Here is a 12,368-nt window from a genome sequence, read left to right as displayed (position 1 = left end):
GTAATAGAGTTGACAATTCCATAAGTTGAAACTAAAATCGTTACATATGTATTGGTTATTTACTTACAATAAATAAGTTCGAAGGAGATGATTTTTAAATGTCAACCCTCGTTATTGTCGTTCACCCTGATCTTGCGGAATCTCGCATTAACAAAAGATGGGTGCAAGAACTCAAGAAACAATCCGACGTGACCGTTCACAACCTGTATGAAGTATATCCAGATGAGCAAATCAATGTCGCCCAGGAGCAGGAACTGCTAGAGCAGCATGACCGTATCGTTCTGCAATTCCCTTTTTACTGGTACAGCACTCCTTCCCTGCTGAAAAAATGGCTGGATAAGGTTCTAACCTACGGCTGGGCTTATGGAAGCGAAGGTGGCAAGCTACAGGGCAAAGAGTTGTTGATCGCCTTGTCTGCTGCCAGCGTTGAGGAAAATTATCAACATGACGGACGGAACAGGTATACGATCGAAGAGCTGTTGAGACCTCTGGAAGCTACAGGCCATATGATTGGTGTCAAATTGCTCCCTTATTTCGTACAATATGGTGCTGCAGTATTGACCGATGAGCAACTAGAGCAATCCGCACAAAAATACGCGCAAACGGTTATTTCTTAATTTTTTACTAGAAAGCCCCTTGGACGGCGCCCGCCATACCTGCTTTACAGCAGACGGCAGCTCCAGCCAAGGGGCTTTACTGATCGATTTACATCGTAACCAAGGCACTGGTTACCTGTGCCATACTTTCTTTAATAATTTCGCAGCCCTTACGCAAGTTTTCCAAGCTTATCGTTAACGCTGGCATAATTTTAATTACCGTATCGTTACGCCCAGCACGTTCAATAATGAGTCCCCTACTAAAGCAGAGAGACGCTACCTCCTTGGCGAACGCTTCTCCCAGATGAGACACATCAATTCCCCAGATCAGTCCCATGCCACGAATTTCAATAAGAGGATCTATCGATTGGATATGTTCACGCAAGAACTGCTGAACAAAAGCCTCTTTTTCCTTCACTTGTGCTTCCAGCTCTACCGTATCTCTGAACTCCAGCGCAGCCTTTGCCCCGACGAAAGCAAGCTGATTTCCACGGAAGGTGCCGTTATGCTCACCCGGACTCCATATATCCAATTCTGGCTTGAGTAGCAACAGAGACATTGGCAATCCGTATCCACTGATCGATTTGGACAAAACAACCATATCAGGAACGATTCCCGCCCGCTCGAATGAGAAGAATGAACCAACCCGGCCGCAACCGACTTGAATATCGTCAACAATGAGCAAAATATCATGATCATCGCACAGCTGTCGCAAATCACGCAGCCATTCTGTATCTGCAATATGAATACCACCTTCAGCCTGTACCGTTTCCAAAATGATCGCTGCAGGCTTTTCCACACCAGAATGGGTGTCTGTTAAAAGCTGCTCCATATACAAAATGGTATCCATTCCGTTAAATGTGCTGTTATAAGGTATGAAGGTAACATTGTTCAGGGGAACCCCTGCGCTCTCTCGCATGGAGTTGTTGCTGGTAATAGATAAACTACCCAGCGACATCCCGTGGAACGCGCCCATAAAAGCGAAAATACCATTTCTGTTTTTCACCTTGCGTGCAAGTTTCAGTGCTGCTTCCACTGCATTGGTTCCGGTCGGTCCGCAAAATTGCAGCTTATAATTCAAGCCCTTGGGCTGGAGAATACGCTCTGAAAAAGACTCCATAAACTCTTGCTTGGCCGTCGTGTACATATCCAGACCATGCATAATCCGATCGGAAGTTAAGTAGTCCAATATCCGGTTTTTCATAAAATCATTATTGTGCCCATAGTTCAAAGCCCCTGCCCCGGCAAAAAAGTCAATGTAACCCTTGCCTTCCTCCGTGTACAGTACATCGTTTTTAGCTTTGTTGAAAACAACTGGAAAACTTCTGCAATAGGATCTTACATTGGACTCCAGCACTTCGAATGTGTTCATGATCTCTCGTCCTCCCGCTGACCTGATTTTAAAAAATACAAGCATGGAAAGCAAAAAAATGTAAATATGTAATCTAAAAGAGTAGACAGTCTGAATTCACAATGGGATATCCACACCAAAGAATCATAAGTATGATCGCAAGAACAATTAAAGTACGAAAATTAAATACAGAGATAGCAAATTGAGAGTAGGTTAGTAGAAGATTAAATAGTGGGTTTTTCTAAGAGGCCTATCAGAGGATGTCAACTCCTATGTAATAAAATACCATAATTTTCATTTAAGTCAATGCATGTTTCTGAGGTGTTTTGTTAAATTTTTGTAATTTATCATCAACGGCTTGTAGTATATTGTTAAAAGAAAACGAAAAATGTCGTATTATAGAAATAAATCTCAAAAATAGTACATTTCCATATCAAATAGATATACATCTGGACTATTTGTCCACAGGATTGCCACAACAAACCTGATCTTTTGACAGACTGTCCAAAGGAGTTTACTCTATCAACAGGACCTGCCAAAAACTTGTTGTAAACATTGCAGCTATCCTAACTATTTGGCTCGAATTTGATAGAAAGATAAGGAAATATGATCATGTCTAATGTTTTAATTATTGAAGATGACAATATGCTGGGAGATACCCTTTCCTTGTATTTAACAGGAGAAGACTACAACGTTACTCGAGTGGAACAAGCGTCTGAGGGTATTGCTAGGCTTGAGATCGTACAGCCCGATATTATTTTGCTGGATCTGTTGCTTCCAGATTTGGATGGAATGAATCCCTGCCCACTGATACGCAAGCATACGGATGTGCCCATCATCGTAATTTCTACAGAAAACAACATATCAGAGCGCATTCGTACACTTACGTTGGGAGCAGATGATTATATTTGCAAGCCTTTTAGTATGCAAGAGCTAAAAGCACGTATGGAGGCTCTTTTCCGTCGTATTGAAATCACGCGCTTGCAAGGAAGAGGCAGAGCACCTGAACCTGAAACGGGCATTACTTTGGATCTAGCGAGAAGAATGATTACCGTTAACGGACAGAATGTGGAGACAACATATTCAGAATTTGAGCTCATGAAGCTTTTTTATTTGAACCGGGGAATTGTATTCAGCAGGTATGCTTTGATTCAGGCTCTCCGTGGCACAGACTCCTTTATTAATGAGAGGGCCGTGGACGTACATATTAACCATTTACGCAGAAAAATCGAAAAAGACCCTAAGAAACCGCAATTGATCAAGACCATCTGGGGAATCGGCTACAAATTTATGCAATAACACGGTCAGCTCCAGGGAAGTGATGACTTGATTTGGTTAATATCCTTCTGAACCGTGCTCAGATGCTCTTTCCAGTCTGGATATAGTTCTCCTGTTGAGGTTTCATTGCTGCGCTTCAATGCCTTTTCCAGCTCTATTACCTTTGCCAGCAACTCAGGCGCGCACAGGTTCCCCGTTCCTCCCTTAAGCGAGTGGATTAAACGAAGAGCAGAAGATAACTGCCCATTGTCCATTTTTCTCACAACTCTTTTATCGAGATACTGGTATTCCTGTATCCATTTGTAAAGGGCAAATTGAAAAATATACACCTTGCCATCCATACCTGCTATCGACTGCTCAGCGTGAATACCATGTAAATCTTGCAGCCACGCTAAATTAATCCAGCTAGTTAACACTCTAGCAGCGGTCAGTTCATGGACAGGCTTGAGCAACACGGCATTAATACCGGCACGAAGACAAACTTCCTGTTCATGCTGCACAGCATCAGCGGTAAAAGCGATAATGGGAAGCCTGTTAAAAGCTTTGTTTCTCCGAATATGTCTCGCCGTCTCAAAACCATCCATCTCTGGCATATGCAAATCAAGCAGCACCATATCCCAGTAACGCAGTTCCAGTAACGCTATTAGTTCTCTTCCGTTCGTGACCATCGTTACCTCAAAGTTACGCTCTGCTAAAAACTCGGTAATCACCACCTGGTTAATTTCGTTATCCTCTGCTATGAGAATTTGATACTTCTGTGTTGTATCCCCTATCTCATTGCGGGAACTCATTGTCGCATGAGTCTCCAGAGTATTACCATCTGCAGGCACTGACTGTTCCTTCTTCCAGCAGAGAACCTCCAGCAGAGCGTTCCGGGTAACGGGCTTGGACAAAAAGGCATCCACACTATGATCCATGTCCCCAGCAGCTATGGTTTCCATCTGAAACACGGTTGTAAGTCCAATGATCTGAGTTATCTGCCTATCCAGCATTTGAAGCCACTGCCTTCGGGAGTCCAGTTCTCTCAAACCTTCCATCCCCATATCAATGATAACATAGTCAAAATGCTCACCCTTTTGAAAAGCGTCCACACTTTCTTGGAAGGATGAAATAGTGAATGTTTTTAATCCCAAGTCTTGCAGTAGTTCGTTCAAGCTGTATCTCACCAGTTCATGCTGCGCAACAATTAAGGCTTTGCCTTTGATTTGTTTTTCTATTCGTGTGCTTCCTTCATTCAATTCCCCAGTTTCCAACTCGACATTAAAGTAAAATTGACTGTACTCTCCTAATCGGCTTTTCACCTCTACTTTCCCGCCCATAGCTTCAGCCAAATGCTTGCTAATGGCCAAACCCAGCCCAGAGCCCCCATATCTGCGGCTGGTTGATGTACTCGCCTGGATAAAAGGGACGAATAGCTTGTCCATACACGTCTCGGAAATTCCTATGCCCGTATCTTCTACCATAAAAGAAACGCCTACTCGCCCTTCCTGCTGACTTAGCATTTTTACCTGTAACAATACATGTCCCTGATCCGTAAACTTGATGGCGTTGGTCAGAAGATTTGAAAGCACCTGCTCCATTCGTAGCGGATCTCCCTTAAAGCTTTTCGGTAACGCCGGGTCCGTTATAAATACAACCTCTATTTCCTTACCTTCAAGTAAAGTTCCAACGGTATCTGCGAGATGCCGAAGCATTTTTTCCGGCTCAAATTCTACCTTTTCCAGTTCCAGACTGCCGGCTTCCATTTTGGAAAAGTCCAATACGTTACTGAGCATAGATGAAAGGGTACGAGAGGAAGCGAGAAGCTTGTGGAGGTAATCTCTTTGAACGGCAGTCAGTTCAGTCTTATTTAACAGCTTTGACAGACCGATGATTCCATTCAGCGGGGTGCGGATTTCGTGACTCATATGAGCCAAAAAAATGCTTTTCGCACGGTTAGCCTCGTCCATCTCCTTTCTTTTCTGCTCTGAGGCTTTATACTCCGTAATGTCCAACACGTGACCGATAACATGCCTAGTAATCCCGTCCTCCATAACCGGATGTAAGGTAATGAGAGCCGAGTATTCCCAAAACTCCAATTCAAATACGGTCCGATCACCGAACCAGGCCTGTTTGTAGTATTGGTTAAGCTGCTCCATCGTTTCAGAGGAAAGCTCCAAAATGTCCCCGAGGCGCTTCACATGCTCCCTTTTATTGTAGTTGACTTGCAGATTCAGACCCATACGCTCCAGCAATTCACCTTCAAGCAGCCTATAATAAAATTCATTACCGCTTTTCTCCAGTCTGAAGGTAAAGCCAGGTTGAACCCGTAGTAAATTCAGCAGATCACGGTCTTTGTTTAACAAACGTTGTCCATATGTATACTTAGCGGTGGTTAAAGTGTGCACAAGCAGAATCATGAACAATAGACCAATCCCAATCTCCAGCACGCAGGTCAGCAGTGTTTTATCGCTTATGCCAAAACATAAGAACAACATTCCCGCCACTCCATAAAATACACCTGTGATCGTCTGACGAACAAGTTGACGCTGAAAAACCAAAACAAACAATAATATCACGATAGCACATAGCATTAAATCTCGAACCAAGTGTTCGCCCCCTTATAATTTCCCATTTTTTGTATGATGTATCGAAAATATAAAAAAACTCAGGACAGATTCCTTATGCCATAAGGCTTAAAGAACTGTCCCGAGCATTCATTGTACTATAGATTCCATAGGGTTCAAGCTCGTTTTAATATTTGAAACGACTGATCATCACCTTCAAATCAGTAGCCATGGTTGAAAGCAACTGTGCAGAAGCTGATATTTCCTCCATGGAAGCCAGCTGCTCTTGTGAGGAGGCGGCAACTTCCTCAGATGTGGCGGCATTACCGGTTGCAATCGTCGCCAGCTCGTTGGCTGTCGCTGCAATCTCTTGTACACTGGCTGATATTTGCTGTGCAATCGCAGCGACCTCCTCTACCTGAGGTGTTGTCTCTCGAATGCCTTCCATCGCATGACCCAGCTTGACAATGGTTGCTTTGGAAATCTGCAGTCCATCCTGCACCTCAGTCGTAACCCTGTCCATCGTCTTCACTGTTGTTTCGGTTTCATGCTGAATTTCGGCAATCAAGGTGGCAATCTGTGTGGCGGATGTCTGAGACTGCTCTGCTAGCTTGCGCACCTCATCAGCAACGACGGCAAAGCCTTTTCCATGATCACCCGCTCTAGCTGCCTCAATAGCTGCATTCAAGGCCAGCAGGTTTGTCTGATTGGAGATATCGCCGATAACCTTCGTAATTTCACCGATTTCATGAGAGCGGGCTTGCAAGGTTTGAATCATCTGGTTGGAACGCTCTACTGATTGATGAATGGAATTCATTTGCTCACCTGTCTGCTCAACAGACTTTCGTCCTTCCTCGGCTTGCAAGGCAGATCGTTTGGCCAAATCGGCTACCGAAATCGAGCGTTCAGCGATTTGGGTAATCCCCTGTGCAATTTCATCGAGGGCCACCGAATTATTTTCCAGCCCTGTAGTCTGCTTCTCTGCACCACTGGCTATTTCTTGCACAGCCTGGGACACCTGCTCACTTGCAGCACTGGTTTGTTCCGCACTTATCGTCAGTTCATTCGAAGAAAGGGCGACATGATCTGCACTGTTCCCTACGTTCTGAATGACAGATCGCAAGTTATTCTGCATATTTTGAAAAGCCACTCCTAATTCTCCGATCTCGTCCTCGCTCTTTACTTGAATGTCCTGTGTCAGATCTCCGGCGCTCACATTTACCGCTTGTTCTTTTAACTTTAAAATCGGTTTGATGATGGAACGGATCAGGAAATAAACGATGATAATACCAATCACAAGACAACCGACGATGGTTAGTAAAGTGCTGATCAAAATCGGTCCTGCTGCTTCATCGACTTCAGACAAATACAGCGTTCCGCCTATCTTCCAGCCAGTCAGCTTGTTAGTCGCATAGTTCATATATTTGGGCTGGCCTTCATACTCATACTCGTATTCACCAGTATCGCTCTGAAACATGCGTGATTCAATATCTGTAATTTTGGTGCCTGCTTCCTTCGTCGGATGAACAATGTAAGTATGGTTGCTGTCCAGCAATATGGCATAACCCTCATGACCTACTTTAATATTGTTCAGCGTCTCTTTAATACCACTAATTTTCAGGTCAATGCCAATAACACCCGATCCATCTGACGTTGCCCTAGACACCGTAACCGTCATTTGCTTCGAGCTTGCCGAAAGATAGGGAGAACTAATCGCTGTCTTTGTTTGCTCCTTTATCGCTTTATCGTACCAAGGTCTGACTCGTGGATCATAATTATCCGGTAGTTGCTTCTGTGGATAGGTTGTAAATTTACCGTCCTTCGTACCATAAGAGATGGATTCTGCTTCAGGATGGAGTGCAGCATATTGCTTAAAAAACTCTTCCAGTTTTGCCGCTTGTTCCTCCGTCTCTACCCGATTGCCTTTTAGTCTTTCCGCAAAATATTCTGCGTCATGCACTTTGGGTTCAATGGTACTATCAATAATAAAATTAGTACGGATGATGGCCTGCTCGGCACTTTCTTCAATCTGGTTTCGAATCTGCTGACTGGCGCTCACAAACGACAAAGCCCCCACGATCATGGACGGTATAATCAGAAATGCAATAAAGGCGACCATTAGCTTCGTTTTAAAATTCTTGCTGAGCATCCTTGCGACTAGCCACTTTTTTTCCGAAAACTTCTTCATTAATGAACATCTCCATTTCCTAATCTGGATTTCCTACCCTATGTTGAACCTCTTCGTCTTGCCGATGATGACAATTACCCGACAGACTCTCTTTCACATTTTTCACATCTGCTGCTAAAACGCTTAGACATAAAAGATATAAACACGCTAGTTAAATAGGTATATGTACTTATTTTCGAAAACAGCAAGGCTGATCGGAACCGGTTCTTTGATATAATATACCTAAAAAATATTAAAAAAAATGCGTAGCACATGTTAAGAAAATATTAGTTTCATCTCACTATACCTACCTCTTAACATGAAAATAATCCCCTTGAAGGTAGCAAACATAGGGTCATTTTCGAAAATCACCATATGCTTACTACCCCCAAGGGGATTAGGTTGATCGCTTTATTCAGTTCAATCCAATAACACCTTCAGATCTTCAAGCCTGGTAACAGGTGCCTGACAGGTAAAATGCTCACACACATATACGGCTGGTTTGCCTTCCACAAGATCGTAATCACGGATATAAGAAACCGTCTCTGCAATCTCCGACTGTCCTTCATCCTTCAAAATAACGACCGTATTCGGCCTGAACCCAGCTCGAACCGCCTGAATGAACTGTACGGTCTGCGGATCGTCCCTATGACCTACAATCACAATCTCCTTCGTCGTTCCTGTCGCATACAACAACGCGCTGAGCAACGCGGAGTGGCCTGACGGGTAATGAGCAACTATACCGCCAAAAGCCTTAAACTGCTTGGCTGCATAGTTCTCTAATCGAGATTCACCCGTTAGCCGCGCAAGCCTCACAAAATTATAGGCCGCGATGCTGTTACCCGACGGAATCGCACCGTCATAGATTTCTTTAGGCTTGGCAATTAGCTGCTCACTATCTGACCCATAAAAGAATAATCCGTCCCGTTCCTCATCCCAGAACAAGTCGATCATATTTTGATTGAGCGTCAACGCCCGTTGCAGATACTCTATGTCGAAGGTCGCCTGGTATAACTCGATCAAGCCCCACACATAAAAAGCATAATCATCTACATAACCGGGATAAGCTGCTTCTCCGTCCCGATAACGTGCCAACAGCCGTCCGTTCTCCTGTCTCAAATGGTTCCACAAAAACGTCTCAGCTTTCTGAGCTTGCTCTGTATATCTCGTGTCTCCAAAAGCTTGTCCCGCCTTCGCCAGTGCAGCAATCATCAACCCGTTCCACGAGGTCAAAATCTTGTCATCCTTATGAGGATGAACCCGCTGCTCTCTGGCAGCAAACAGCTTGGCGCGTAGCTCACTAACCCGCTGTTCCAGTTCCTGCTCAGTCAAGTCATGTTTGATCCCATAGGCTTCCAGATTGATATCAATCAGGTTTGGAATGTTGTGGCCTTCAAAATTGCCATAAGGTGTAATCCCATACAAATCGTTGAAAAAGGCGGCACTCTCATCGCCTAGTACAGCCCTTACCTCAGAGTCGTCCCAGACGTAAAATCTCCCCTCTTCTCCTTCGGAATCCGCATCCTCCGCCGAATAAAAGGCACCACCTGCATCCGTCATGTCTCTAGCGATATATGTAAAGATTTGTTCTGTAATTCGTCGGTACAGTTCCTTGCCTGTCACCTGCCAAGCCTCTGTATACGCGATGGCCAACAGAGCATTGTCATACAGCATTTTTTCAAAATGCGGCACCAACCATTTCTCGTCCACGGAGTATCGTGAGAACCCCATGCCTATATGGTCGTAGATTCCGCCCCGGGACATCGCATCCAGCGTCTTCTCTGCCATTTCCAGTGCCTGTTGATTCCCCGTATGCTGTGCATATCGCAGCAAAAAAGACAGGTTATGCGGAGACGGAAACTTAGGAGCTTCCCCGAAGCCGCCATATTCCTTATCGAAGGTGTGGCTGTATTCATGGAAAGCTTTATTCAAGCTCTGTTCATCCAGCTCACCGCGATAACCTGCAAGCAAGTCCTGCCGCTCATGCTCGGTAAGCACCTGCTCACTCAGCTCCACCAGCTCTTCAGGCTGTTCTTTCCACCGGGTACCCACCTTGTCCAACAGCTCCAACAGTCCGACACGGCCAAACTTCTGCTCCTTGGGCAAATACGTCCCCGCAAAAAAAGGCTTCTGATCCGGCGTCATCAATATCGTCAGTGGCCAGCCTCCATGCCCCGTCATCGTCTGACAGATGGACATATAGATATGATCCACATCCGGACGTTCTTCACGATCCACCTTAATGGATACGTAATCCCGGTTTAATACCTCAGCCACTTCTTCATCCTCGAAAGATTCTCTCCCCATTACATGGCACCAATGGCAAGTGGAATAGCCGACAGATAGGAAAATAGGCTTGTTATTACGCTTAGCAGTTTCAAAAGCCTCATCTGACCAAGGGAACCAATTTACTGGATTGTGAGCATGCTGTAGCAAATAAGGTGATTTTTCCTTGGCTAGTCTATTCGGTTTGCTGCTCGTTGTCATGGGACATCACCACTTCCGTAGTTGGATTTTATGCTTGGTACTATTTTACCCTAAATGAATGGTAAAAGTCGGAAGGGATAAAAAAAGATAATGACTCTCAACCGTATCTATCAATAAATTGTTTATTCAGATCATAAGTAGGTATGAAAAAGCACTGAACCACTGATGGATGTTCTCTATCAGTGCTTTATTTATTGCAGCCGGACCTTATTAGCGTTTAGCATTATACTCATTAGAATTTATATCAAAGATCTCCAGAGCTTTCAGTAAGGCGTATTCACTTGTTCTGGCCCCTTCTTTTGAAAAATGTGCATCCGGAAACGCAGGAGACATATGATGGTACCCGGGATAGGCATGTAATTCCACTAAGACTCCATCAAAAGCCAGTTGTTTTGCAAAAACCAAGGCTTCATCAATGAATAAATCAATGGTGCCTATATTTATATAAGTCGGTGGTAACCCGGCCAATGACTTAGCACGGGCCGGCGCATAATACTCATTTACCTCCTCTTGAACCTGTTCTTCCCCCAATACAGATTTCCAGCCAAAATAATTACTTTGTTTTGTCCAAATAAACTCTCCTGCGTATGGATGCTCTGGTGCGGTACTTGTGCGATCATCTAGCATTGGCCTCATCAATCTTAGATGATGGATTTCGAATTCCTTCTGATCACGAATGTACAAGGCTAGGCCAGCCGCCAAACCGCCGCCAGCGCTGCTGCCCCCTACGGCAACTTTCTGAGTATCTATCCCTAACTCTTCCGCATGTTCAATACACCATTTTAGGCCCGAATAACAATCCTGTAACTGACTTGGCTGCACATGCTCTGGTGCTAGGCGATAGTACACAGATACACAACAGAAACCATGTTGTGCAGCAAGAGATGCATTAGCAGGACGATCCACGACTGGACTTCCTAAGACCATCCCGCCTCCGTGTATCGAATAATATAGAGGCATCTTAAGATGCTTTGATTGTGAGGGCTTAATGAGTTCTATTTGAATATCTGGACCACTAAAATAACTTGGCACAACCTTTTTTTCTAATGTAATAGGGAACATCTGCGTTACATCTATTTGTTGCATCATTTGAGATTGATTTTTACGTGCTTCCATTAGTGTAGATTCAGTAAGATCGGTTGTTGGTATTAAATCAACTGCACTGATAATTTCCGGATCAATCAGATGTCTACTTTTACTTTTTTGCTCTCCCATAGCAATCGTTTCCTCACTTTCTTGTTTTAAGACAATGAATCAATACATTTTTCCCTTTAATTGTTGCTGTTGTTTATATTCATATTTTAAAGATTAAAATAAGCTTAATAAATGAAAACAACGATTTAGAATCATTTTTGGCATAAAAACAATAATGAAAAAATGAAGTACAGCCTTTGAAATAGAAAATGAAATGCCAAAAAAGTATTTGGGAATTCGGATGTGGGAGGTAATACGAGACTTGAAACGATAACCACCGATAGAGTGAACGATGGCTGTACCTATCAGCGGTGGAATCAAATCTTTTGCCAAACAAAAAGACGTGACCGGATTGATTTTTCACCACGATCATCCGGTCACGCCCTAAGCTCATCATGTCATGAGGCCAAAATTAAATTTATTGACGCGAGTATAGCACCACGCCACTTTGCAAACTAGGTATTTTTATGTGAATACACAATTTTCTTAATGGTTTCGGTAGAGAGGAAAAACTCCTTAGCTAATTGCTCGATACTGCTGCTATTTTGAAAAGCATTTCTGATTGCAGCATTTCGCTGTTCAAGCAACCTTCTCCCGCCACTCAAACTTCCCCAATCCATATATTCCGTTTTTGGCTTAGGAATATACAGAGTCTCTCCTTGAACATATTTTTGGATTTCCATAATTAGTTTTTGAGGTAAAACTTTTGTAGCATTCGTATATCTCAATTTTGCTCGCCCCTTATTTTG

The 12,368-nt window shown here is 43.8% G+C and carries 8 protein-coding genes; 2 read left to right on the top strand and 6 right to left on the bottom strand.

What is annotated here, in order from left to right:
* The first annotated feature begins 98 nt into the window (after positions 1-98).
* Positions 99-617 carry an NAD(P)H-dependent oxidoreductase gene (locus tag C1T21_RS05755; RefSeq protein WP_013310283.1) on the top strand — a complete coding sequence of 173 codons (519 nt, stop codon included), beginning with the start codon at positions 99-101 and terminating at the stop codon, positions 615-617.
* An 88-nt stretch (positions 618-705) separates the two neighbouring features.
* Here C1T21_RS05755 and ectB read toward each other — a convergent pair whose 3' ends face one another.
* A complete protein-coding gene (gene ectB / locus C1T21_RS05750; RefSeq protein ID WP_103047566.1) occupies positions 706-1,968 on the bottom strand; it encodes a diaminobutyrate--2-oxoglutarate transaminase in 1,263 nt (420 codons plus the stop codon).
* Positions 1,969-2,559: 591 nt separating this feature from the next.
* Here ectB and C1T21_RS05745 point away from each other — a divergent pair.
* Entirely contained in the window at positions 2,560-3,246 is a 687-nt protein-coding gene (locus C1T21_RS05745) for a response regulator transcription factor (protein ID WP_103047565.1), read from the top strand.
* Positions 3,247-3,251: 5 nt separating this feature from the next.
* On the opposite strand, the gene C1T21_RS05740 is transcribed toward C1T21_RS05745, so the two are convergent.
* The 5 genes from C1T21_RS05740 to C1T21_RS05720 all read right to left on the bottom strand — a co-directional run bounded on the left by C1T21_RS05740 (position 3,252) and on the right by C1T21_RS05720 (position 12,347).
* Positions 3,252-5,813 carry a response regulator gene (locus C1T21_RS05740; RefSeq protein WP_103047564.1) on the bottom strand — a complete coding sequence of 854 codons (2,562 nt, stop codon included), beginning with the start codon at positions 5,811-5,813 and terminating at the stop codon, positions 3,252-3,254.
* 145 nt (positions 5,814-5,958) lie between these two features.
* Positions 5,959-7,959, bottom strand: a complete 2,001-nt coding sequence (locus C1T21_RS05735) for a methyl-accepting chemotaxis protein (protein ID WP_103047563.1) — start codon at positions 7,957-7,959, stop codon at positions 5,959-5,961.
* Positions 7,960-8,358: 399 nt separating this feature from the next.
* Positions 8,359-10,425 carry a thioredoxin domain-containing protein gene (locus tag C1T21_RS05730; protein WP_103047562.1) on the bottom strand — a complete coding sequence of 689 codons (2,067 nt, stop codon included), beginning with the start codon at positions 10,423-10,425 and terminating at the stop codon, positions 8,359-8,361.
* A gap of 210 nt (positions 10,426-10,635) precedes the next feature.
* The gene (locus tag C1T21_RS05725) at positions 10,636-11,640 is read right to left on the bottom strand and encodes an alpha/beta hydrolase fold domain-containing protein (RefSeq protein WP_103047561.1); all 1,005 of its coding nucleotides are present in this window, start codon (positions 11,638-11,640) and stop codon (positions 10,636-10,638) included.
* Between the two features lie 434 nt (positions 11,641-12,074).
* Positions 12,075-12,347 carry a CD3324 family protein gene (locus C1T21_RS05720; RefSeq protein WP_076161227.1) on the bottom strand — a complete coding sequence of 91 codons (273 nt, stop codon included), beginning with the start codon at positions 12,345-12,347 and terminating at the stop codon, positions 12,075-12,077.
* Positions 12,348-12,368: the final 21 nt, after the last annotated feature.

The organism is Paenibacillus sp. F4 (assembly GCF_002894905.1).
Taxonomy (GTDB): Bacteria; Bacillota; Bacilli; order Paenibacillales; family Paenibacillaceae; genus Paenibacillus; species Paenibacillus polymyxa_B.
This window is presented reverse-complemented; position numbering and strand designations above follow the sequence as displayed.